General features: G+C 43.6%; 20 protein-coding genes. 10 read left to right on the top strand and 10 right to left on the bottom strand.

Going from position 1 to position 23,646, the window contains the following annotated elements:
* Positions 1-90 precede the first annotated feature (90 nt).
* Positions 91-978 (bottom strand): DUF4384 domain-containing protein, encoded by an 888-nt coding sequence (locus tag AM228_RS02935; protein WP_054464597.1) that lies wholly within the window; start codon positions 976-978, stop codon positions 91-93.
* 68 nt (positions 979-1,046) lie between these two features.
* Here AM228_RS02935 and AM228_RS02930 point away from each other — a divergent pair, with 68 nt between their 5' ends.
* Complete coding sequence (locus AM228_RS02930) at positions 1,047-1,322, top strand: hypothetical protein (protein ID WP_054464596.1); 276 nt, start codon at positions 1,047-1,049, stop codon at positions 1,320-1,322.
* Between the two features lie 11 nt (positions 1,323-1,333).
* Here AM228_RS02930 and AM228_RS31680 read toward each other — a convergent pair whose 3' ends face one another.
* Positions 1,334-1,483 carry a hypothetical protein gene (locus AM228_RS31680; RefSeq protein ID WP_156331488.1) on the bottom strand — a complete coding sequence of 50 codons (150 nt, stop codon included), beginning with the start codon at positions 1,481-1,483 and terminating at the stop codon, positions 1,334-1,336.
* A 215-nt stretch (positions 1,484-1,698) separates the two neighbouring features.
* Here AM228_RS31680 and AM228_RS02920 point away from each other — a divergent pair, with 215 nt between their 5' ends.
* The 3 genes from AM228_RS02920 (at position 1,699) to AM228_RS02910 (ending at position 4,885) form a co-directional block, all read left to right on the top strand.
* Positions 1,699-2,853: a DUF4407 domain-containing protein gene (locus tag AM228_RS02920; RefSeq protein ID WP_054464594.1), complete on the top strand. Its 1,155-nt coding sequence runs from the start codon at positions 1,699-1,701 to the stop codon at positions 2,851-2,853.
* 292 nt (positions 2,854-3,145) lie between these two features.
* On the top strand, positions 3,146-3,700 hold the full coding sequence (locus tag AM228_RS02915; RefSeq protein ID WP_054464593.1) for a hypothetical protein: 555 nt from the start codon (positions 3,146-3,148) through the stop codon (positions 3,698-3,700).
* Between the two features lie 555 nt (positions 3,701-4,255).
* Positions 4,256-4,885 carry a Uma2 family endonuclease gene (locus tag AM228_RS02910; protein ID WP_054464592.1) on the top strand — a complete coding sequence of 210 codons (630 nt, stop codon included), beginning with the start codon at positions 4,256-4,258 and terminating at the stop codon, positions 4,883-4,885.
* A 136-nt stretch (positions 4,886-5,021) separates the two neighbouring features.
* On the opposite strand, the gene AM228_RS31675 is transcribed toward AM228_RS02910, so the two are convergent.
* Entirely contained in the window at positions 5,022-5,222 is a 201-nt protein-coding gene (locus AM228_RS31675) for a hypothetical protein (protein WP_156331487.1), read from the bottom strand.
* On the opposite strand from AM228_RS31675, the gene AM228_RS02905 reads away from it, so the two are divergent.
* Complete coding sequence (locus tag AM228_RS02905) at positions 5,221-5,850, top strand: Uma2 family endonuclease (protein WP_054464706.1); 630 nt, start codon at positions 5,221-5,223, stop codon at positions 5,848-5,850. The two genes, AM228_RS31675 and AM228_RS02905, sit on opposite strands and share 2 nt — an antisense overlap.
* A 171-nt stretch (positions 5,851-6,021) precedes the next feature.
* On the opposite strand, the gene AM228_RS02900 is transcribed toward AM228_RS02905, so the two are convergent.
* The 5 genes from AM228_RS02900 to AM228_RS02875 form a co-directional block, all read right to left on the bottom strand.
* Complete coding sequence (locus AM228_RS02900; protein WP_054464591.1) at positions 6,022-6,597, bottom strand: Uma2 family endonuclease; 576 nt, start codon at positions 6,595-6,597, stop codon at positions 6,022-6,024.
* Between the two features lie 130 nt (positions 6,598-6,727).
* A complete protein-coding gene (locus tag AM228_RS02895) occupies positions 6,728-8,182 on the bottom strand; it encodes a DUF697 domain-containing protein (protein ID WP_231636568.1) in 1,455 nt (484 codons plus the stop codon).
* A 713-nt stretch (positions 8,183-8,895) separates the two neighbouring features.
* Complete coding sequence (kaiC, locus tag AM228_RS02885; RefSeq protein WP_054464589.1) at positions 8,896-10,461, bottom strand: circadian clock protein KaiC; 1,566 nt, start codon at positions 10,459-10,461, stop codon at positions 8,896-8,898.
* Positions 10,462-10,591: 130 nt separating this feature from the next.
* Positions 10,592-10,906 (bottom strand): circadian clock protein KaiB, encoded by a 315-nt coding sequence (gene kaiB / locus AM228_RS02880; protein WP_054464588.1) that lies wholly within the window; start codon positions 10,904-10,906, stop codon positions 10,592-10,594.
* A gap of 86 nt (positions 10,907-10,992) precedes the next feature.
* On the bottom strand, positions 10,993-11,940 hold the full coding sequence (locus AM228_RS02875; protein WP_082348718.1) for a circadian clock protein KaiA: 948 nt from the start codon (positions 11,938-11,940) through the stop codon (positions 10,993-10,995).
* 396 nt (positions 11,941-12,336) lie between these two features.
* On the opposite strand from AM228_RS02875, the gene AM228_RS02870 reads away from it, so the two are divergent.
* Entirely contained in the window at positions 12,337-16,086 is a 3,750-nt protein-coding gene (locus AM228_RS02870) for an ATP-binding protein (protein WP_054464586.1), read from the top strand.
* A 133-nt stretch (positions 16,087-16,219) separates the two neighbouring features.
* On the top strand, positions 16,220-16,969 hold the full coding sequence (locus tag AM228_RS02865) for a DsbA family protein (protein WP_054464585.1): 750 nt from the start codon (positions 16,220-16,222) through the stop codon (positions 16,967-16,969).
* 138 nt (positions 16,970-17,107) lie between these two features.
* On the opposite strand, the gene rpe is transcribed toward AM228_RS02865, so the two are convergent.
* On the bottom strand, positions 17,108-17,815 hold the full coding sequence (gene rpe / locus AM228_RS02860; protein WP_054464584.1) for a ribulose-phosphate 3-epimerase: 708 nt from the start codon (positions 17,813-17,815) through the stop codon (positions 17,108-17,110).
* Between the two features lie 101 nt (positions 17,816-17,916).
* On the opposite strand from rpe, the gene AM228_RS02855 reads away from it, so the two are divergent.
* The 3 genes from AM228_RS02855 to AM228_RS02845 all read left to right on the top strand — a co-directional run bounded on the left by AM228_RS02855 (position 17,917) and on the right by AM228_RS02845 (position 21,885).
* Entirely contained in the window at positions 17,917-19,599 is a 1,683-nt protein-coding gene (locus tag AM228_RS02855; protein WP_197285201.1) for a S8 family serine peptidase, read from the top strand.
* On the top strand, positions 19,596-20,126 hold the full coding sequence (locus AM228_RS36650) for a hypothetical protein (RefSeq protein ID WP_313890566.1): 531 nt from the start codon (positions 19,596-19,598) through the stop codon (positions 20,124-20,126). The genes AM228_RS02855 and AM228_RS36650 overlap by 4 nt, the downstream gene beginning before the upstream one ends.
* A gap of 319 nt (positions 20,127-20,445) precedes the next feature.
* Positions 20,446-21,885 (top strand): LCP family protein, encoded by a 1,440-nt coding sequence (locus AM228_RS02845; protein ID WP_072160622.1) that lies wholly within the window; start codon positions 20,446-20,448, stop codon positions 21,883-21,885.
* A 563-nt stretch (positions 21,886-22,448) separates the two neighbouring features.
* Here the strand turns inward: AM228_RS02845 and AM228_RS02840 are convergent.
* A complete protein-coding gene (locus tag AM228_RS02840) occupies positions 22,449-23,171 on the bottom strand; it encodes a COP23 domain-containing protein (RefSeq protein WP_054464583.1) in 723 nt (240 codons plus the stop codon).
* Between the last annotated feature and the right edge of the window lie 475 nt (positions 23,172-23,646).

Raw genomic sequence — 23,646 nt, 5'->3', positions numbered from 1 at the left:
CGGGGTTTTTCGAGAAACCGGGTTTTTTCCTAGATATCTAGTTGAGAATCTTAGATTTTTCAGAGAAACCCGGTTTCTTTGCGTAAAAAATTAAGCATTAACAACCAAATATTCCGTATATAACACCTCCGCGTTAGGTTGACTATTCACATAGTCCAACAGTCCCGCTAAATGCTCTTGATTCACTTCTAAGGCTTCCTTGCGACTGTCTTCCAACCACTGAAACGGCGGCGGTTCCGGCGTAATCACCGCAACCAGTTGTTCCCATCCTAGCTCATCGGAGCCAAAATATTCATATTCTGACTCAGGATGGGGTAACACCGTCTCTTTCCCTGCATGGTAGGAGTCTGGGGCAAATTCTGAGGGACATAAACAAACGATCGTGCCGTTAGGTTCCCGTTCAAATAATATTAAATGTCCGACTTTGGGAGAAATCACCCGATAAGTTAAATCGCTATTAGCCGGGAATTGTTGACGTTTGATGTTCCGTCGTGCGCCCATATCTGATAGTCGCGGTTCCCATTTTTCCACAATTAATTCTGATTGCATTTCTTTATCTGTCGTGGGCTGGGAATTTTCAGCTTTTGTTTTTAATTCGTTCCAACATTCTTCGATAGTGAGCGGTTTAATTAAACCCTGTTCTTTAGCCCATTGTTTAAACCTTTCCTCGCGCAACCATTCCCGGCAATTTTTCCACCGATCCGCGCCTTCACTGGGTGGACATCCCATTTCTTCCAGCTTGGCACAAATTGAGGCTAATTGTTGGCGATAAATTTGGGCTGCATCTTGGCTTTTTTCCTCATCAATTAAATGTTTTGCCGATTGCTGGGCTAGTTTTTGATGAAGACAGCCATCATTATCTTTAATAAAGCGATTACGAAAAACTAATTCTTTTTTTCCCGAAAAATTAAAGCGATTAATCATGGCATCGATAAAATCGCCTTCATACTCATCATACAATTGCTGTAACGTTTTCATAATTTTCAACTCCTTGTGATGATTTATAGCCTTTGTAGGGGCGAAGCATTCGGGTCAGCCAATTTGGGATGATAACAAATGATTTACCTGCCCGAATGCTTCGCCCTGACCTGATTCGGGTCAGCCAATTTGGGATTATAACAAATGATTTACCTGCCCGAATGCAACGCCGCCCTGACCTGATTCGGGTCAGCCAATTTGGGATGATAAATCCCGAATATGGGCGAAGCATTTGCGGCGTTGATTGGCCGGTTTTTCCCACAGATATTGGCGCAAATGCTTCGCCCCTACAAGAATATTGGCCGGTTTTTCCCAAAGATATTGGCGCAAATGCTTCGCCCTGACCTCATTCGGGTCAGCCAATTTGGGATGATAAATCCCGAATATGGGCGAAGCATTTGCGGCGTTGATTGGCCGGTTTTTCCCACAGATATTGGCGCAAATGCTTCGCCCCTACAAGAATATGGGCGATGATTTGCGGCGTTGATTGGCCGGTTTTTCCCACAGATATTGGCGCAAATGCTTCGCCCCTTAATTTATTTATAGCAACAAACTTACCAAAAAACCAGCATTGTTTACAAAAAAAGACAAAAATCGACATCGACAATTTCATCTAAAAATCGACACACGATTGGCGGGATTTTATGATTTTAATGTTAGGGTATTAAATATAAGGGCGCTTGGATCCCTATCACTATTAAGAAATAAACCGGAGAATTTATGAAATTGAAATTATTATGGTGGTGTGCCGGGGTTGATGCTGAATTACTGCAAAATTGCCGCTCCCAGAAAGAACAGCATAAATATGACGCGATCGGGCTGGCAATTCTCCTAACCACAGCCTGTGCGATTTTGTCAGGAGGTTATGCCTTTTATACCATCTTCAAAAACCCGATTCATGCTCTGCTTTTAGGGGTATTTTGGGGATTATTTGTTTTCAATATGGATCGCTTAATTATCATCACTACCCATAAAGAAGACAAATTTAGCTGGCAACAATTGGGCATGGCCATCACGCGGATTATTGTGGCGGTTTTAATTGCCGTGGTTGTGGCAAAACCCCTAGAGTTAAAAATCTTTGAAAAGCCCATTTTAGCTGAACTTGCCCAAGAAAATGCTCAGATAGCCCTGGCAGTACAACAACAAATCAATCAAGGAATGCCAGAAATTGCTGAATTAAAAGCAGCGAATCAAAAATTAGAGCAAGATTTGTCAGACAAAGAGAAAAACCGAGATTTATTGTGCGATCGAGCTATGAAAGAAGCTGAAGGAATCAGTGGCACTGGCAAAGAAGGAAAAGGCCCAGTGTATGAAGAAAAACAACTCCTGTGTCAACAACAGGGGAGAGAATTAGAAACATTAAAAGCCAAAACTGAACCGATTTTAGTGCAAAACCGGCAACGGATTATGCAACTGCAAGCCCAAAAAGATCAGGAGGTAAAAACTGTCACCACCGCCAGAAAACAAGCTGATGACATTATGACTCAGTTAAATACTTTGGAGAAAATCGCCCAAAAAAATCCGGCGATCGCCCATGCAAGTCACGCGATTTCCTGGTTGTTCATTGTAGTGGATACTGCCCCAATCTTTGCTAAATTAATCGCCAAACGCGGCTCCTACGATGCGATGTTACAACAAAAGGAGTATGAACAAATTCAGAGAGCAGATGAAGATCGGAAGTATTTTCCTATCCAACTCAAAAACGATCAGGAAAAAGAGAGAAAATTTTACGATGATACCCTGGGAGAAGCCTATAAGAGTGATCCGATGAAAAAAGTCCAAGAAGAACTTATTGAGGAAATTACCAATCGAACGAGAAAAAAATATATCCCCAGAAAAAAAGTCAGTCCCTTTCCTTTTTTTTTCACCAGCTAGACTGGGATGTTTCCGATCTGCTCAAAAGAACTACAGAACAAGTAGAACACCTTAGAGCTAAAAGTATCCGGTTTCAGAATAAAGTTGGTTTATTTGTCAATTATGCAACTGAAACCATGAAGGACTATATCAAGAAAATTCTAATTTGACCAAAAAACAAAAACCCGGTTTGGTGAAGATAAAAACGGGATTCAACAGACCGGGTTTTTCACAAAAATCGATATTGCTCGACAGACAAATCGAGCGTCGTCAAATAAACTGTAAATATCAAGGTTGATTCGAGGCTAAATAAATGTCTAATATTGAAAAAAGAAAACCGATGGACTTAGTGCGGCAACCCCAAGAGCTAGAAGTAGTCGCTGCTCCAATTGTTCACCTGACAAATCAGGCTCAATCTGCTATTGATAATGTCATGGCAAAACGGGAAGGATTTTTACAGCGATTTTTTCCTGATGCTGCTACCCGTGAGGTCATTCGGGGAGAATTAGCCCTAGTTAAAGATGAGTTTGAGTTTCGTAAACGTGCCCTAGAAAAAGTGCGGGAAACCCAAATCCAATCGCTTACCGAACATTGCAACCAATACTTAGTCCGAGAAAAGGCTGCAATTCGCAGTGAAACCGCTGCCTTTTTACTAGATAAAAAAATGGAGCTAGAAAAGAAAATTAATTATCTCTTTGAGGAGTTTATCGCCCGAATGGAAGTGCAAATGGCTCAAGCTGAATTAATTGCTAACCCCACCTTAAAGCGGGTGCGACAAAACCAGCTAGAAAAATCCGTTGAAGATTTTGGCGATTTACAAAATCGCTTGGTCGATCAATTCCAACGCATCGTTTCTGAAGGTGTCTAGAATAGCAGAAACCCGGCTTCTTGAAGAAACCGGGTTTTTTGTGTAAGTAGGGGCTTTCGCAAGAGCGCAGAAAATCTATCGGTGTATCCCAGATATTTATCCGCTCTTACTTCGCCCTATTCCTGATATAATCATCCCAGAACTAAGGGCGAAGCATTCGGGTCAAAAATATTCGGTTATAGTCGATAAATTGTCGCCCGAATGCTTCGCCCCTACCCGGATCTAATCATCAGATATGCGAGGGCGAAGCATTCGGGTCAAAAATCTTCGGTTATAGTCGATAAATTGTCGCCCGAATGCTTCGCCCCTACCCGGATCTAATCATCAGATATGCGAGGGCGAAGCATTCGGGTCAAAAATCTTCGGTTTAAATCGATAAATTGTCGCCCGAATGCTTCGCCCCTACCCGGATATAATCATCATCCCAGAGATAAGCGCGATCGCATTCGGGTCAAAAATATTCGGTTATAGTCGATAAATTGTTCCCAGAATGCTTTGCCCCTAACCATCATCATATTTTTACAATACAATAAACTCATTAATGAGGTATATATCATGCAAATACTCGAAGCTAACAAAACCCAAAAACGCACTTACACCCCGGAAGAATACCTTGCCCTAGAGGAAACCGCAGAATATAAAAGCGAATATCACGATGGAGAAATTATACCCATGACTGGCGGCACTACCAACCATAACCAAATCACTCTCAATGTTTGCCGTAAATTCCCATATACGATTAAAGAACAAAAATATCGAGTATTTGCGGCAGACGTTCGTCTCTGGATACCAGCCACGAGACGCTATGTTTATCCTGATGTAATGGTAATCCAAGGAAAACCTATTTACCAAGGAAAAAATACCACGACTGTCACTAACCCGACCATCATCGTAGAGGTTTTATCCAAATCAACCGCCGCTTACGATCGCAGCGATAAATTTGCTGCTTATCGCTCCATTCCCTCATTCCAAGAATATATTTTAATTGACCAAAACCGCTATCATATTGAACAATATTCAAAAATCGGGGAAAAACAATGGAAATTTACCGAATATGACTCAGAACAAGATGTCATATCCCTGGCTTCCGTTGAGTTTCAATTTACTTTAAGCGAACTTTACGAACAAGTAGATTTTTCGGAAATTGAAGATACGGAAATTGAAGACATTGAACCTGAAGACTAACTTAGCCGACCTGCAAAAATCCGGTTAATTGAGCAAAAACATACAGAAAAAACCGGTTTATTGAATAACACAAAAACCCGGTTCAAAAAACCGGGTTTTTGTGTTATTCAAACCCGGTTGTTATCTCTGACAATATCTATTGTTTAATCCCAAATTTATGTAAGAATACCAAGAAAGCGATCGCCCCTACCCGGATATAATCATCAGATATGCGAGGGCGAAGCATTCTGGTCAAAAATCTTCGGTTTAAATCGATAAATTGTCGCCCGAATGCTTCGCCCCTACCCATCACCATATTTTTACAATACAATAAACTCATTAATGAGGTATATATCATGCAACTACTCGAAGCTAACAAAACCCAAAAACGCACTTACACCCCGGAAGAATACCTTGCCCTAGAGGAAACCGCAGAATATAAAAGCGAATATCACGATGGAGAAATTATACCCATGACTGGCGGCACCACCAACCATAACCAAATTGCAGGAAACTTTTACAAAAAATTCCCTTTGACCATCAAAGGACAAAAATATCGGCTATTTATCGGAGACGTTCGTCTCTGGATACCAGCCACGAGACGCTATGTTTATCCTGATGTAATGGTAATCCAAGGAAAACCTATTTACCAAGGAAAAAATACCACGACTGTCACTAACCCGACCATCATCGTCGAAGTTTTATCAAAATCAACAGAAGGTTATGATAAAACCGATAAATTTGCTGCTTATCGCTCCATTCCCTCATTCCAAGAATATATTTTAATTGACCAAAACCGCTATCATATTGAACAATATTCAAAAATCGGGGAAAAACAATGGAAATTTACCGAATATGACTCAGAACAAGATGTCATATCCCTGGCTTCCGTTGAGTTTCAATTTACTTTAAGCGAACTTTACGAACAAGTAGATTTTTCGGAAATTGAAGATACGGAAATTGAAGACATTGAACCTGAAGACTAACTTAACCGACCCAGAAAAAAACCCCGGTTTCTTCAAGAAACCGGGGTTTTTACTTTCTTCAAGAAACCGGGTTTTTTGTGCATTAGACAAGAGTGCAAAATCTCCAATCGATCCCCCCAACCCCCCTTAAAAAGGGGGGCTTTGCACGAATTTTGCTTTCTTGTCTATTCATTAATCCCAAATTTCTGCTAAACTTAAAGTAAAATCTGGCAACACATCCTCCCCAGATAATGTTAAAGGAAACTCTAAGACTTCCACCGCTTGATTTGGCCGATAAATTTCGACAATTTTAGTTTTTGGGTCAATTAACCAACCCAAACGTAAGCCATTTTCTAAATATTCTTGCATTTTTTCTTGGGTTTTGGAGAGGCGATCGCTTTCCGAAACTAATTCAACGGCAAAATCAGGGCATAAAGGTAATAATTTTTTCCGCTGTTCTGATGTTAACGCTTCCCACCGTTCCATTCTAATCCAACTGGCATCAGGAGAACGATTAGCCCCATTCGGTAACACAAATCCCGTAGAAGAATCAAAAGCTTTACCGAGGCGTTTTTGGCTATTCCATAACCAAATCTGTCCGGTTAAATCAAAGTTTCGATTTCCCGTTTCTCCTCCGGTTGGTGGCATAATAATTAACTCTCCTTTTGCGGTTAGTTCTAATCGGACATCCTGATTAATTTGCGCGAGTTCCGCAAATTGTTCTTGACTCATTTTCCATGTTTGGGGTAAATTTAAAGTTAGATTCATAGTTTTCTCTTTTTAAGAGTAGTATTATTTCCTCGTTCCCAGGCTGGAGCCTGGGAACGATTATCTAGAGGCTCTGCCTCGCGTTTCTGTCTTGCAGTCGCGATCGGCAGTAACACAGGAGGCAGAGCCTCTAGACTGGCATTCCCAGGCTGGAGCCTGGGAACGAGGGAATTGCTTTGTTATTTGGCAAATAATTCACCGCTTTTTGGACAAAAGATTGTAGAAAAGCAATCCGCTGATTTTGCTCAAAAACCTGCTTAATAGTTTGGCTTAATTGTGCCAATTTATCCCCAGAAGATAAATCGCTAGTTAGTTCTTGGGCTTGGAAATATTCCAGCAAACTTAAACCGGCTAACCGAGTTAAATAAGCCGCACTAATTCCCTGAACCGCACCACCTGCCACAAAAGTGATGGCGTTACTTTTCAGAATTGAGGTAATGGCTTGGGTAGAAAGTTCTACTAACCCTAATTTAACCATTTGTTCCGCTAGAGTACGAGCGATCGCTTGTCCTTGTTCCAGGGAAAATTTCTGTTGATAAATTTTGCCCAAATCTACCACTAATTGCCCGGTCACAGCCCCCGTAGAAAGCAAGTCCAAAGCGGGGACGGGGTTAGCAAAAGCCGCAGCCGCAGCCACCCATTGAGATTGTTCAATCATGGGCATCGCCCGATCGCGTCTGACTTGGTTCAGCAAAGTTTTGATCTCCGCTTTTAAGCCATTGGCAGCCCGCAAGGTACTAGCAAAAACCAAAGCTGATTTTTCCGTGGCTAAAATATGACTAAGGCGATCGCACAACCCAGTAATATTCGCCATTGGTTGTTCCATTTTTTCTTGCACCGAACCATCCGCTTGATATTGTCGCACCTTCACCGGCGCCGGAGCCGCGCAAACCCCCACCACATCATCCTTATTTAAAATGCCTTCTAAGCAATTACGAACTTGTTGTAAAATCGTCGCTTTTTGAGTTTCTAGATATTGGTCTTGTTTGTTCACCACCACCAAAATCCGCACATTAGCTATAGCCAATTGCTGTAAATGATTCAGTTCAGAACTGGTTAAATCCCCAGTCGTGACAAAAATTACCAAATCTTCTAGAGTCAGGTTCGGTTTAACCTGTCGATCGCGGTCAGTTTTGCTAAATAAAGCCTCGGTTTCCGTGAAAGTTAATTTTCCAAACTGCTGACTACTTGCTTGCAAAAGCTGCATCAACTTAGTTTTGCCCACCGCTTTGCCACCTGTCACCAACAGTCGCAACTCTTGGCGATCCAATTGGGCCGATAGCTGTTCTTGTTGGGAGCGGAGTTCACCGATCGCCTCACAATTTTCTGCCTCCGTTGCCAACTGAGCGATCGCCTCTTTCACCCCAGCAATAGCCTTGGACAAGGTTTCTCGATCCACAGGGGCGGAAACCTTAGCCGGTAGAGGCGATCGCTGTTTATACCACCACAAACCAGTCCCCAGGGCGATCGCGCCCAACACCCCAACTTCTCCCACCCCTTCCAGGGAATGCGAAAAACTATCAAACAGCCACAAACCCAAAGATAGGCTAACTCCGCCCCATAAAATAGGCCGCTGTAACTTCATAGTCACCACCCACTATAAGAATTTTGTTTAAATGATGTTGACACAGAAGAGTCAAACCGAGTCCAATAATTCCCTCTAAATTTTGACTCTTGCGTCAACTCTATTCTAATGCTCAGAGCTACAGACATAAAACAACAGAGAGCATCTCCATTCTGTCATCAGGCTGGGCGAAGCAACAGCGGCGCAAACGGCCATCTCCACGGAAAAACTATCTGCCAGAATGGTTCGCCCCTAAACAAAACCAAACCCTGCAACCAATTTTGGTCACAGGGTTTTGCGATAATTTGCTGGCAGGAAGCGGATTTGAACCTATCATCCTGATTTAATTTAGATCCTCATAGGCTAAGGCCGATCGGGTTTTTTATCAATAATCGCCGTAATATCATCTCACTCAAATTTCACTCACTGCGGTGGTACTAACAAAATTGCCCAATAAAGCTAGGGCTACCATTTTCTAGCACAGAACTCAGGCACATTTATTTAATCCACATTTATTTAATCCACATTTATTTAATAAAAACTTCATCCGAAACCTAGGGGGCCTCGATCAATTGCCCCTAAGATTCGGATGATTAAGGTCATCAATAGATCAATATGTCAGAGCCAAATATGCTGGCCTAAAGCCGCGATCGCCCTTAATGCGATCGGCTCGGCAAACAACCCACTAAATCATCCCATCATTCATCCCATCACTCATCCCATCACTCATCCCATCATTCATCGTTCAAATCATCCGTTAACTTATTTTGCACCCCCTTAACAATGCGAGATAACTCAGTCTTCTCATCCACAGAAATTCGACTCGGAGAACCACTAATAATCCGTTCATAATTGCGGAAAGAATCGCGAATATCCGGGCCTTTCTCACTAATCGTATATTCTCGAATCCCCTTATCATGCCAAGACCCACGCATCTTAAACACATTCAGCGCCCGAGACATTTCCCCGCGAATTTCCACATATTGCAACATCAAAATCGTATCCGTAATCGTCGAAATATGAGATTCCGTAATCGAATGCGCCCCCATAAATTGATCCGTAGTATTCGTAAAGAAACCCGTGATTTCTTCCTGCTTCGCATACCCGGTAACGCCAATCACAAACTGGCGGAAAGCATTATTCGTCACCCCACGTTCCAAAGCCGACAAAGAATCGATCGCCATCCGAGAAGGCTTAAACTCCACCAACTCAGTCTTAATAATCTGCAAATGATCTTCCAAACCTGCTGACTCTGGATAAGCACAAAGGATTTTCAACAAACCCTTTTTCTCCATCTCTTCAAAATCAATCCCCCAAGAATAGGCATTTCTCAAGAGTTGAGCGCGGGACTCCTCATAAGCAAATAAAATCGCTCGTTCCCCATTCGTACAAGCATCTTCCAAAAACTTACTCACCAACAGAGTCTTACCCGTCCCGGTTGCCCCAGTCGCCAAAATAATCGAATCTTTGAAAAATCCACCGCCACACATTTCATCCAGGGTATTCACCCCAGAAGAAACGCGAGCATTAGACGAACGCTGGGTTAAGCGCATCGCCCCCAAGGGGAAAATATTAATCCCATCACTGGTAATCGTAAACGGGTACTCCCCTTTCATGTGAGTTGTCCCTCGCAGCTTTAAAATTTCACAAGTGCGGCGACGGCGTTCACCTTCCAAAACGTTCCGCAGAATCACCACATTATCTGACACAAACTCTTCCACGCCAAATCGGGCCACCGGGCCGTACTCTTCCACCCGTTCTGTCGTCATCACCGTCGTCACACTCATTTGCTTGAGTCGAGCCACCAAGCGAAAGATTTCCCGTCTGACCACCGAAACCGCATCATATTGTTGAAAAACCGCCGTCACCGAATCGATAGAAACCCGTTTAGCTTTGTACTTACGAATAGCGTATTGGATTCTTTCAATCAGCGCCGATAAATCAAAACTGCCAACCACATCTTGTCCTTCGGGATCCGGAGAGGCATCGAGAATAAACAACTTGCCTTCATTAACCAGTTTGCCTAAATCCCAACCAAAACTATACGCATTTTTAATGATATCTGTAGGCGATTCCTCAAAAGTGACAAACACGCCCGGTTCATCAAAATTAATAATTCCATTATAGAGAAACTGAATCGCAAACAAAGTTTTACCTGTGCCGGAAGTACCACTGACTAAAGTCGTCCGACTTGCCGGCATTCCTCCATGACTGATATCATCAAATCCTTCAATCACAGTGCGAATTTTTTGAACGCCTTTTGGCAAGTCTTCCACCTGATTTGGCTGATTACGAATCATAGCTTTAGTTATCTAACCTAACCAATAATTTTACTGTCTCTGGAGTCTACCATAAAAAAAATCGTCAAAAGTCAAGACCGCTCAATGACTCCCTGATTCCCGGTAATTCAGAGAGCCGAGGCATTTGCATCTATATTCCTGAATTTTCTTCAGACAATTCTTCATAGAGTAAATCTAAACCAACTAATACTTTTTCCCGGTCTGAAAGATCCCCAATGATTTTTCTCACGGGGGGTGGCAATATTTTGGATAAAGTGGGCGTGGCTAAAATTTTGTCTTCTTCAGCTAATTGCGGATTTTTGAGGACATCAATCACTTTCAGGGCATAGACGCCTTGAAATTCCTCTTCCAGAATATTTTTCAGGGTTTTTAAAGCCCGAACTGAATTCGGGGTGTTTCCTGCCACATAGAGCTTGAGAACATAAGTTTTTTTAGGATTATTCATGGATCGAAAAGTGAAATAATTAATTCTTGAGAATTTTGACCGCTCGACGCCTTAGCATCACGAGTGAGTCTGCCCGAAAAATTCTTCTAAGAGTCTCGCGGGATAGAACGTCGATACATTTCACATAAATGTGCAATGATATCAATTAGAGTCAAACGGTAGTCTAGCAGAATTTCCTCACTGCGGCCTTCTAATTTTAGCTGCTTAGAAAATTCATCCATCAAATTCATGTGAATTTCGACAATTTGAGTCACGGAAACATCAGCAAAGAAAGCATTATTGACAAATTCATCAATCTGCTGATTTAAGATTCTCGGTTGATCGGAAAAGTAATTCAGAACAATGTCACGATAATCGGACTTAAGATTTTCTAAAAATTGTTTTCGCTCTACGGAGGGTAAGTTACGCAGAAAGCGTTGAGGGTTTCGTTTATAATACACACCTAAGTATCCTAATCGTTCCCTCAATTTTTCCGCCAACCGATTTTGGTGTTGGACGAGAAATTTTTGCACGGAATTCTCGGAACTTTGCTCAATAGGATTAACAGAATTGCTTTTGCGAAAGCTGGGAGACAAATTCAGGAATTGACTAATCGCTTGCTCAATATAGCGAGAGATGTCAGGCACCTGAAGAAAGGAAATGTGAACCTCAGCCGTATGATAAAAAACTGTGGGATACCCTGTTTCTATTTCTGTTTCCTCTCGATCGGGAACTGCACGGAGCGGATCCTCCTTGGTGGGGAAGGACAATGGAGTGAGTGGCCGATCAGCTTTTTCGGGGAAAGTTTCATAGACGATCACGGCGGGGAGCACGGTCGATCGCTGATGCAACTCGTTGCTTAATTTGCCTAGAGAGGATTGTGCTTGTAAGATCAGACAGTCGATCTGCTGTTTTTCCAAATCCAAAAACTCCAAGAAAGTTGACTCAGAGTGGAAGTGATTCACCAGATAGCGACCGCTGCCTAAAGACTGCTTCAGCGAATTAGACAGGGATTCAGAACTGGCAAACGTACAAAGAGAAAGTTGGGGAGGCAAAACAGTAATCCCTCAAAATACCTTATGTTCACTATCAATCAAAAATAAAAGAAAAAAAAAAGAATTGCCCAATCACAAGTTGGTGGGGGACTTTTACCTTTTTAGAATAACTGTAACTAATTGTAATGGCAATGCTGTAAGTTCCCTCCTAGATCGATAATTAAGTGGTAGCCCTGATCCATAAGTATTGTTCAGGGATTGGCAAGGTGCTATCTCCTCGTTGACTAGAACTGGAAAGTTGATCCCCGCCCATATTGACGGCACCAAATCTTTCCCCCGGTAACTTCACGATCAACTAGCTGGGATTTGCTGAAGGCTGAGTCACCAGGAGAGAGTCAAAGCGCTCATGGTACACCCTCAACTAACCACTGATGTAATTTTTCACGAAGTTTTGCGATGTTAAGCCCAAATTGTCTGATTCAAGAATTTATTGTTCCTGTACCGACTTGTAGTTTAACCACTTGTTCTAGAGATTTGTGGTCTAGCTTAAGTCGTCAAGAACTCTGGGTCACGGGCGATCGCATTGCCGTGGTCAACCCAGAAGAATTACCTATTGGAGTCCTCTACTTACACAGTTTAATCCCCTATTTGAATTCTGGCGAACAATTTTCTGAGCGACAATCTTCTATCCTACCGCATCCACATTCAGCAATGGTACACGAGCTGATCCAGCCCATCAAAATTGTACCAGGAAACCTCTCCGTGAGAGAATTCTGGATGAAATTAAATAAATTAACAACCTGTAATATTAATAATGAAGATTGGGGAGTGGTCAACCCAGAGGGCAAATTATTGGGGTTGCTGGATATGAAGGGCTTACTCCAATTTTTAGCCCATCACTACCAGCTACAAGAAATTATCTGCCAAAATAATCGCCGCCACCAACCAGAAAATCCCAAAAATACCAGCCGAATCAGCGTCTATTCTGGAAATGAACCTGAACATGAGGTTGAACCAGGCCAAAAAACTGTTGAGGCCAGGGATTTTCTGGATCCTCTGGAGATCGCTGCCATTCAACAAGTGATTTCGCCTCTGCCGTTTCCGGTTAAGGTGCAAACCCAGGAGGGTCAGATGATCGTGGAAAATTTGGCTTGGCGTCAAGAATTGGGCAACCTCTCAGTCGGTCAAGTCTTCCCCACGACCACCGCAGAGTCCATCCCCCAGGAGACAGAATTAGCCGAACCTTTGGCAACCCGTGTGAGCCATTTATTCAGCGATAGTGAGTCAGAAGCGACTTTAATGTGTTCTTTGACCAATGGATCCGAACAAGCTTGGAAATTTTTCAAAATTCCGCTAGAGATTGATTTATCAATGTTTGAGATCCTCTTGCCCCTCGGTTCCCAAGAATTTTGGCCTGCCAAATATAGCAACGATTCTGGTGAACCATCTCAGTCGAAAAAACTGCGATCGCCGCCGGAACATCCCATCAAAGGGGTTGTCCAAGCCAGAGAATCATCATCGCCAACGTCACATCAAGCCTTTGCGCCCCTAAAATCTGGGATGATTTCCCGAAAATTGACCCTAGAGAGCGACGAGCGGGCATCTGAGTTCACCATCAGCCAAATATCATCCCCAGAACCGGAGCGGGATAGCCCGTCAGAATCCCCCATTTCTTTATGGCTAATTTTGGCGGAAAATGTCACTGAACAGCAGCAAGTGGCCCAAGAACTCGTGGCCAAAAACGCGGATTTAGTCCAACTAAATCGACTCAAAGATGAATTTTTAGCCTGTATTAGCCATGAACTCAAAACTCCTCTCACCGCAGTCTTAGGATTGTCTACTCTCCTAAAAGATCAAGCCCTCGGTCCGCTGAACGAACGTCAAGCTCGTTATGCCAAAATGATTTATCAGAGCGGGCAACATCTAATGAGAGTCGTCAATGATATTTTGGATTTGACCCGGATTGAAACGGGTCAGCTTCAACTGAATTGGGAACCAGTTCAGATTGCACAAGTGTGTGAGTACGCCTTGCAACAAGCCCAGGAAACTCAGCAAATGGAATTGGCCGCAGGCCACCACAGTGTTGAGTCTTCCCCTAAGTTCACTCTGGAAATTGAACCAGGTTTAAACACGATCCTCACCGATCATTTGCGCCTGCGTCAGATGCTTTACAATCTGCTGTCAAATGCTCTCAAGTTTACCCCTCCAGAAGGAGAAATTGGCTTAAAAGTCAACCGCTGGCAAGGTTGGATTGCTTTTACGGTTTGGGATACGGGAATTGGCATTCCGGCGGATAAACAGCATTTAATCTTTCAAAGATTCCAGCAACTAGAAAATCCCTTGACTCGTCGATTTGAAGGGACGGGTTTAGGGTTAGTGATCACCCAGGGATTAGCGCGATCGCACGGTGGAGATGTCACCTTTATCTCCAAGGAAGAAAAAGGCAGTCAGTTTACCATTTTGCTGCCACCTTCTCCCCCAGAATCCGGGACAATCAAGAAATTTCCCGTCCGAGATCAGCTATTAATTTTAATTGTTGAGGCCGCACCTCAATACGTGGAAGAGTTGCATGAGCAGTTGATCCGGCTCGGCTATCGGGTGGCAATTTCTCGATGTGGGATTGATGCGTTGGAAAAAGCTCGCCGTTTACAACCTTGTGTTATTTTTGTCAATCCTTTGTTGCCTTTACTTTCCGGTTGGGATTTACTGACCTTGCTGAAATCCGATCCACAAACGGGTCATATTCCAGTTATTTTAACCGCTACGGTGGTGGATAAAAAACGAGCCAAAAAATATCGCGCTGATGGCTGCTTGAGTCTGCCACTGACGGCATCAGAATTACAAGATCAGCTACGGAATTTAGTGCCAGTGGAATTACCCGAAGTCCAAAATCTTCACACTAGCAAACTGACAATTCTGCGGTTAACGGCGAATGTGGATAGTACCAATGCGGCTTTAATTCAAGGATTAAAGATTCAGTCTGGAAAAGCTTACCAAATTTTAGAAGCGGATGATTTAGAACAAGCAGAACTGTTGGCAGAAATTTGGCAGCCGCAAGTGATCTTAATTGAAGCGGCAGCCGCCCTGCCAGAACCTAGAGTCTTTTTCCAAGAATTAAGTCAGTCTAGACTCTTGGGTAAATTGCCAATTGTGACAATGGATTTGGCTACAACTGAGGGGGCGAATCAAGTTCCGGGCTTGATTGTCTTTCCTTGTTTAGTTGATGCACCAATCAACCCAGAAAATACCGGAGACTATGAGTCGGGAATCCTTGAAGATTCTGTTAACATGGTTACCTCAGCGGGTAATTATGCTCAGAGTAATTATGCTCAGGGTAATTATGCTCAGAGTAATTATGCTCAGAGTAATTATGCTCAGAGTAATTATGCTCAGAGTAATTATGCTCAGGGTAATTATGCTCAGGGTAATTATGCTCAGGGTAATTATGCTCAGAGTAATTATGCTCAGAGTAATTATGCTCAGAATAATTATGCTCAGAGTAATTATGCTCAGGGTAATTATGCTCAGGGTAATTATTCTGATAGTCATTCTGATGCTGGACAAAATGCGTCAGCCCATTGGAGGATGCCATCGGCTCAATACTTATCACAGGTACTTAATCTGGCGGCGCAAATTCAGAAAAAGCCTAATATTTTAGCGCTCGATATTTCGGCGTTACCAGAATTTTATCAAACTCGGTTTAACGGTTTAAGCTTTGATAGGAATTATGAGGAAAGTGAAGGGGAAAAAATTTCATCACAAATTCAAAATTTGCTAGAAATAATTTTGGATCTGCAATCGGCAAATTTAAATGCGGCGCTCGGTCGTTCTTGGTCTGAAGTGTGGCAGCTTATTCAACAACAAAGTGTGGATTTACTGTTGATCTATATTCCGCTAGATCACTTGGTCGAGCCAATGGTTAATGGTTTAAAAGCGATCGCAAATCTGGCTCATAAACCGCAAATTTTAATTATGTATGACCGGGAAACCCTGTGGCATCATCATAGATCGGATTTACGGGGCAATTCGGACAGTCATCAGCAGCTGATTTCGCGGGAATTTTTGTCTTTTCTCAAAGAAATTGCCACGAAAGTTTTACCCAATTCACTATCCAAGGAAGAGTTACTTCAAGAGATTCAGCAAATTTTGAAATCCGCTGATTCCAGCCAGCAACTGGGGGGAAAACATCGTTGGCTCCAGTCATAATTGTTCATCATTTCGCGATCGCGCCGATTTGCTATAAAAATCGGCTTTTTCATCCTGTTTTATGTTGTTTTCTGGAGCTAACCCTTAATATAGAATGGCTAAATAATTAGAAATCTAACCCATGAGGTGATCTATGAAGCGGTTTCGCTTAATCAGTTTTCTTGTCACCAGTTTTTTAATCGGTTGCATCGCTTTGACCGGGTGTACCACAGGAACGACGGACAATCAAAAACTAGAAGAACAGGTATTACAGATTATTCGTGATAATCCACAAGTGATTATCGAGTCCGTGCAAGCTTATCAGCAACAAGAAGAAAATCAGATGCGGGCAGCCCGACAAGCATTTTTACAACAAATGCTGACAAATCCGGCGGCAGTGATTGGCAATTCTCCCACCGTTGGGGCTGCTGAACAAAAAATAGTCTTAGTGGAGTTTTCCGACTTTCAATGTCCATTTTGTGCCCGGGCGCATCAGACCATCAAAGGGTTCATGGAGAAATATAAAGGTGAAGTGACTTTAACTTATAAACATTTACCTTTGGCTTCAATTCATCCCCAAGCAATGCCTGCGGCGAAAGCGGCTTGGTCTGCCCAACAACAAGGAAAATTCTGGGAATATTACGATGCTTTGTTTGAACAGCAAAAGGATCTAGGAGAAAATTTGTATGTGGCGATCGCCGAAAATTTAAATCTGGATTTAGATAAATTTAATCGCGATCGCCAGAGCAAAGAAGCGGAAGCCGCCATTAATCAAGACGTTCAATTAGCCCGTCAGCTAGGAATTAACGGCACTCCCTTCTTTTTCCTGAATGAAGAAGCCTTTTCCGGTGCCTTAGAACTCCCGGAAATCGAGCAAATCTTGGCAAAAGTGAAACAATCTTAGACTTGCGATCTGAGAAAAGTGGCAATTCTCACTTATCATCTCAGCTATCATCTCAGCTTAGTAATGGGTAATGGGGCGGGGGACTTAGGATATACCCAATCCCCAACTTTCCCCGACCCATTACTTTTTATTTACTTTTTATGCTGTGACTAATTCCCGTTCTGGTCGCTTACTATGGCGAATACCTTCAATCGCTGCTTTATAGTCTTTAGCGTTAAACACCGCAGAACCGGCAACAATTGCATTAGCACCAGCTTCCAGAACTTGCCAGGTATTATTGGCTTTCAATCCGCCGTCAACCTCAATCCAGGGATCGAGACCTTTTTCCGCGCAGATTTGCCGCAACTTGCGGATCTTGGGCACCACTTCAGGAATAAAGCTTTGGCCGCCGAACCCAGGGTTGACGCTCATAATCAACACCAGATCGCAAACTTCCAGGACATATTCGATCAAGTCTAAGGGAGTAGAAGGATTAAGGACCACTCCAGACTGCTTGCCGAGTTCTTTAATCTGGCAAAGGGTACGATGCAGGTGGGGAGAAGCATTATGTTCGGCATGGACGGAAATAATATCTGCCCCAGCTTTGGCAAAATCTGCCACATACTTTTCCGGTTCCACAATCATCAAGTGGACATCTAGGGGTTTTTTCGTCACCGGGCGAATGGCATCAACAATTAATGGCCCGATGGTAATATTCGGGACAAACCGACCGTCCATCACATCAACATGGATCCAGTCAGCGCCCGCCTCATCTACGGCGCGAATTTCCTCACCCAAGCGGCTAAAATCCGCTGATAGAATAGAAGGGGAAATTACAATTGGTTTTTCTGATTTGGTCTGGGTCATGGTTTAAGGAGTGTAGTGGTGTTCTCAAGCCTCTATTCTAAAAATATTAACAAAAATTGACGAAAGTCCATAACTGTTTGAGATTTGAGGGAGTTGAATCGTTGTCTAAGCCACTGGTATCGAAAAAAATTGGATTCATTACGGGTGGGATCGCCTTGGCGTTATTAGGGATTCCGGCTTTGGCCTTACAAACTTCTGTGGGAGAAGCGGGGATTGACGCTCGCAGACTGCACAATCCGCCCTATAACTTGACGGGGCGAAAAATTTCCATTGGGGCGGTCGATATTGGCAGACCCCGACAGTTCGGCATTGATAAATCCGTGAACCGTCATCGGGAAATTCCCGTGACGCGAGTGTTTTTTCAAGATAAATCGCCCAATGATCAAGCTGATGCGATCAATGAACCGAATAAACAACAAGCGGAGCAACACGCTGAACAAGTGGCGTCGGTGATGATTAGTTCCGACAAACGTTTGAGGGGGGTGGCGCCTGATGCAAATCTCTATGCCACAGCGGTGGGAATGCTTCAGCGCAGCGCCCAGCCCGAGGAATGTTTGGCAGCGCAACATTTAGCCCTACAAAATAGCGGCGATGTCCGAGCGATTAATTTTAGTTTTGGGGAAACCTTACAAGAAGATCCGCGACCGAATGCGAGGCTCGATGGTAAAGCGTTGCTGACTTTGTGTGTGGACTGGTCTTCGCGAGTACACGATGTGCTGTATGTGATTGCCGGAAACCAAGGTATGGGCGGCATTCCGATTCCCACGGATAATTACAATGGGGTGAATGTGGCATTTACGACCCTGTATAACGGGGTGTTTAGTAAAATTGACTTGGCTAATTTAGGCACGAATTTTACTGGGGTTTTTAGTCGTTTAACCGGGTTCGAGTCAAATGTGGATAATCGTCGGTTAATTACTCTGGCCGCGCCAGGAAGTAATCTGGAAATTATGACGATGGATGGGCAAGTTACCCAAACCAGTGGCACCAGTTTTGCGGCGCCTCATGTGACGGCAACGGTGGCTTTGTTGCAAGAATATAGCGATCGCCAACTCCGCCAGTTGCTTGTCCAGGAAAACATCCCCAATTGGACTTTAGATGCTCGTAATCCCCAAGTGATGAAGGCGGTTTTGGTCAACTCCACCGATAAAATTAAAGATAATGGAGACGGCAAAACTTTGGGAATGACCCGCACTATTTTTGCCAATAGCAAACAAGACTGGCTGAGTTCCCCAGCTTACCGAGACCAAAAACTGCCTCTTGACGGGGAAATGGGTAGTGGTCAACTCAATGCTTACCGCGCTTATCAACAGTTTAGTGCCGGTCAATGGCAGCCCGATGCCCCAGTCCCGGCGATCGGTTGGAATTACCGCACCATTTCGGAAAAATCTTTTGATGACTACGTTTTAGACCAAGAGTTAGTCGCTGGGAGTTATGTCTCGATTACCCTCAACTGGAACCGTTTGGTAGAACTCAACGATGGGAATAATAATGGTCTATACGATCTCGGTGAGACTTTTAGCGATAAAGGGTTAAATAATCTCGATCTATATCTGTTGAATGCCGATGAGGATCTCAGTCGTCTTTCTGAGCAAGATGTGGCGAGAAAGGCGATTTGGTCTTCAGTCAGTGATGTGGATAGCTTGGAACATATTTTTTATCAAATTCCCAAAACAGGTCGTTACAAAATCCGCGTTTATTACAAGCAACGGGTGCATGAAAATACCCAGGATTATGCGATCGCCTGGTGGACTGTTCCCGCCAACTCCCGGAGGTCAGAATGAAGCAATACTCTAATTCTAGCTCTAGCAAACATCCCACTGCCTCAGAGTCATCGCGCCGGAATTCCCTCAGTGCCAGTGAACATCGAGTCCGTTCTAAATATGGCATATGGGGGATGGATCAACCCCCTGAATTGTCCAACCCTTCACCAGAGGTTGATGAGGAGCCAGACTCGGAATCAACCCACCACTTTCATCGTTCGGTGCTATTTTATTATCTAATTCCCGTATTCGGCTTTTTTCCGTCCCTGTGGACTTTGTATCGACGCCAGGGAACCAAAGAACAGATGACCGTTAGTCGCTTATCTGTCACTCTCGCTTTAGCTTGGCTCTTGGGACACTTGTTGTTAGAAACAGGCGTCCACGCTACGGAATCGATGAAGTTACCCCTGTTATTAATCAGTAGCCTGTTGACCTCTAGCTATTTTGTGGTAAGTGTTTGGTTAATGATTCGTCTCTGGCAACGTCGCTCAATCAAAATACCCGGAATTAGTCATGTTGCCGAGCAAGTGGTGGGGCGACATATATAAATGTCCAAATATATGTCCAAATATATGTCCAAATATATGTCCAAATATATGGGAGCATCTTGATTTGGCAATCACCCACCATCGGACGAGGAGCGAGTCGCGATCGCCGCTGGCGATCGTAGACAGAACCATCAACCGTCAACAACCGTCAACCGCCAACGGTCAACAGTCAACCTAGAAAAAATAAAAAATAACAAATAACAAATAACAAATAACAAATAATAAATAACAAATAACAAATAACAAACAACAACCAACAACCAACCGTCAACTGGGAAGCAAATACCGATGTTTATTGTGTGTGTGTGTGAGGAAATCTGTGCCCACTAAAAACTTATCCAAACAAAAATCTCGACCAAAATCAACCGCTCAAGTGAAATATCAAAAACCTCAGAAAATCAAGCATCCAGGACGTTTGCTATGGTTAGGTTTTGGCTTATCGGGAGTGGCCTTGCTCTCGGCCACCGCAGGCGCTTTACTCGCGGTTTCCCTTTCTACAACCCCTTTAATGCAAAGCCGACTTAGCGATGCTGAAGCGTCAATATTTTCTGAAGGGAATTTAGCGGACAGTAATCTTAGATTGCCAAAGTTAACCCGACCCGTAAATATCTTAGTGTTAGGCACAAAAGTGCTGACCTCAGACCTAGAAGAAGAACAAGAAGGGACGACAGACCCTTCCTATCTGGAAACGGTGAATTCCGTTGAAGGTCTTTCCGATGTGATCCTCTTACTCCGGTTTAACCCAGACACAAATCAGTTAATTCCCCTTTCCATTCCTAGGGATACCCGAACGTTAATTGAGGGGTATGGATACCGAAAAATTAACGATGCCAACCGTTATGGCGGCCCTGCTATGGCGGCGAAAACCGTCAGCGAACTCCTGGGAGACATTCAGATCGATCGCTATATCAGAATTAATGTATTCGGCGTCGAAAAATTAGTAGATGCTTTGGGTGGGGTGAATCTGTATGTACCTCACGATATGAAATACCAAGATGATAGTCAGCACTTGTATATCAATCTCCAGCAAGGGCAGCAGCATCTAAACGGCGAACAAGCATTACAATTCCTCCGGTTTCGCAACGATCAATTAGGGGATATTGGTCGGATTCAACGGCAGCAAATTTTGCTGCGAGCGTTGGTCGATCAAAACCTAAATTTAAATACTCTTACCCGTTTACCCAAACTGTTATCAGTGGTGAAAGATCACATTGATACCAATTTAAGCCTGGAAGAAATTGGTGCTTTGGCTGGATTTGCCGCTCAGATTTCTCATAGTGATGTCAATATGTTAATGCTTCCGGGTGATTTTAGTGACCCGAAACAGTATCAAGCCAGCTATTGGATGCCAAATTATCAAGCTATTGATACGATGATGGCGCAACATTTTGACTACGATCAGCATAGTGAGGACTATCAAGAGGTTGATCCCAAGGCTTTAAGAGTGGCCATCCAAGACAGTACAGAGGATGAGAGTGCGGTGGATGAATTCATCAGCAACTTGGGTAGCAAGGGTTATGGGAATGTTTATAACTCTCAAGGTTGGACAGTGCCATTACAGGTGACGCGAATTATTGCTCAAAATGGTGATGTTGCTAGTGCCCAGGCAATTCGGGATGACCTGGGTTTTGGCGAAGTGGTGGTGGAAAGTACCGGATCTTTGCAATCAGATATTACGATTCAATTGGGTCAGGATTGGTTGAACGTTCAAGCGGCAGAAGCGCAAGAACTCCAGAAAGAAAAACCGTGGAATAATTGATCAAAAAAATCAAGGGTTGACCGGCGTTAAATTCACGGTCAACCCTTTATATTTCTGAGAAGAGAGGAAAGAGGAAAGAGAAAAGAGGAAAGAAGGAAAAGTTAATAGTGAATAGTGAAAAGTGAATAGTGAATAGTGAATAGTGAATAGTGATATTTCATTTACAGCGGTTTTTAAATTAATAAACCACAGCCTTCCGCCAATTAACCGCCAGGGAATTAATCGCCTGTCAATTAACCGCCAGGGAATCGTCTTCCCGCCGCTAGAGAGCGCAAGTCGGTTAAACCCGACTAAAATTCTGTACGGGTCAACGGCCGTTGACCCGTACAACGGCCGTTGACCCCTACCAAGCATGATTAGTCGGTTTTAACCGACGATGGCGGCCTTCGCGGGGGCAGGCTTGCGCTATGAGGCGGGGAATAAATTCCCCGACGGGTGTGGTTTACTCAGCAGAAAACCGCTGTAAATAACTTTTCACTTCTTCACTTTTCACTTTTCACTTCTTCACTTTTCACTTTTCACTTTTCTCTCTTCTCTCTTCTCTTTTATCTCTCATAATGGTCTTAATTGAGTTGGCTGCCGGTGCCACCATCAGCAGGATCTAAGAATGGTTGAAGATTGATGCCACCGCGAGTTGTCTGCGTGGGAGCATTATTTTGTTGCCCAGGCATGGGGATGCCGAGAATATTTTCGATTTCACCGAGTACGTTGCTGTCCTCGTTGCCGACTATGGCATTGACGGCATCGGTTTGTTGACCACTGTCGGCGACGGTTAAGTTCTCAAAGACCCGATCGCGCATCAGGGTGGGATCTTCTCCTGGGGGTACAGTCAGGACAATCCGACAATCGGCGTTTTTCTGTGTGGTGACACAAATGACGTTGTAGCCATTTTCCACTCCTACGGCCAATTCTTGTAAACCATCGGGGCGATAGAATTCTAAGCGACGGGCAATTTCCCCACAACGGCGATCTTCTGACCAACCACCGCCCATTGCTCTTGGTTGCGCCCATTCATAAGAGCGATCGGGCTGGCTTTGGGGATGATACATCACGGTGTAGGCGTTATCCACGACTTCACAGGTAAACCGGGCATCAGCGTTTTGTTGTCCCGGTTCTGCGGGTCCTTCCGCTTCTGGTTGGGGGTCAGGAATTCGCACATTGTTCGGTCTGATTTGGGATTGTGCAATTCCACCTCCGAGCAGCAGCGCGACTCCCAGGGACATACTCATCGCTTTGACTGCTAACATGGTTGGATGATTCTGTGGTTTTAGCTTTGGTGAAGACATAGAAACTCGCTCCTAATATTCTTATATTTAGATTTGATGGTTAATTGATTTCTGGGAGACGCATATTCTGTTGCCCGCTACTCCTCAATTTTTTCTCTAAATGATTATCAATCAGACTGTTTGACCCACACCTATTTTATGCGGACGTAATCCGCCGGGAAAAAGATTCCGCGATCTTGGTTTAATTATTTAAGTATTTGCGTTTAGGGAAGAATCAAGATGGCCTCTAGGACAATTTTAGTACAAATAAAGTCGCAATCTACGATTTTCAAAGATTTCTAGGCGATCGCGCTTTTACTGTATTTGAGGAAGATGATTTCTTTTGATAACATTTTAATCCATGACAATTGGTAGAGCGCGATCGCCTGAAATTATTCTAAAATTATTTTAAAATTTTTTCCTTAAATAAAGGTGTGGGGTGTAGGGTGTAGGGAGAAGAGAGGGCCGCCATCGGTGTAGGGTGTGGGGGGAAGAG

This window comes from Planktothricoides sp. SR001 (assembly GCF_001276715.1).
GTDB classification, from domain to species: domain Bacteria; phylum Cyanobacteriota; class Cyanobacteriia; order Cyanobacteriales; family Laspinemataceae; genus Planktothricoides; species Planktothricoides raciborskii.
This window is presented reverse-complemented; position numbering and strand designations above follow the sequence as displayed.

What these genes read in the sequence shown, in the direction of transcription:
- AM228_RS02935 (WP_054464597.1), bottom strand. Translation starts at nt 978, where the DNA reads ATGAAAACGTTACAGCAATTGTATGATGAGTATGAAGGCGATTTTATC.
- AM228_RS02930 (WP_054464596.1), top strand. Translation starts at nt 1,047, where the DNA reads ATGATAACAAATGATTTACCTGCCCGAATGCTTCGCCCTGACCTGATT.
- AM228_RS02920 (WP_054464594.1), top strand. Translation starts at nt 1,699, where the DNA reads ATGAAATTGAAATTATTATGGTGGTGTGCCGGGGTTGATGCTGAATTA.
- AM228_RS02915 (WP_054464593.1), top strand. Translation starts at nt 3,146, where the DNA reads ATGTCTAATATTGAAAAAAGAAAACCGATGGACTTAGTGCGGCAACCC.
- AM228_RS02910 (WP_054464592.1), top strand. Translation starts at nt 4,256, where the DNA reads ATGCAAATACTCGAAGCTAACAAAACCCAAAAACGCACTTACACCCCG.
- AM228_RS02905 (WP_054464706.1), top strand. Translation starts at nt 5,221, where the DNA reads ATGCAACTACTCGAAGCTAACAAAACCCAAAAACGCACTTACACCCCG.
- AM228_RS31675 (WP_156331487.1), bottom strand. Translation starts at nt 5,222, where the DNA reads ATGATATATACCTCATTAATGAGTTTATTGTATTGTAAAAATATGGTG.
- AM228_RS02900 (WP_054464591.1), bottom strand. Translation starts at nt 6,597, where the DNA reads ATGAATCTAACTTTAAATTTACCCCAAACATGGAAAATGAGTCAAGAA.
- AM228_RS02895 (WP_231636568.1), bottom strand. Translation starts at nt 8,182, where the DNA reads ATGAAGTTACAGCGGCCTATTTTATGGGGCGGAGTTAGCCTATCTTTG.
- kaiC (WP_054464589.1), bottom strand. Translation starts at nt 10,461, where the DNA reads ATGATTCGTAATCAGCCAAATCAGGTGGAAGACTTGCCAAAAGGCGTT.
- kaiB (WP_054464588.1), bottom strand. Translation starts at nt 10,906, where the DNA reads ATGAATAATCCTAAAAAAACTTATGTTCTCAAGCTCTATGTGGCAGGA.
- AM228_RS02870 (WP_054464586.1), top strand. Translation starts at nt 12,337, where the DNA reads ATGTTAAGCCCAAATTGTCTGATTCAAGAATTTATTGTTCCTGTACCG.
- AM228_RS02865 (WP_054464585.1), top strand. Translation starts at nt 16,220, where the DNA reads ATGAAGCGGTTTCGCTTAATCAGTTTTCTTGTCACCAGTTTTTTAATC.
- rpe (WP_054464584.1), bottom strand. Translation starts at nt 17,815, where the DNA reads ATGACCCAGACCAAATCAGAAAAACCAATTGTAATTTCCCCTTCTATT.
- AM228_RS36650 (WP_313890566.1), top strand. Translation starts at nt 19,596, where the DNA reads ATGAAGCAATACTCTAATTCTAGCTCTAGCAAACATCCCACTGCCTCA.
- AM228_RS02840 (WP_054464583.1), bottom strand. Translation starts at nt 23,171, where the DNA reads ATGTCTTCACCAAAGCTAAAACCACAGAATCATCCAACCATGTTAGCA.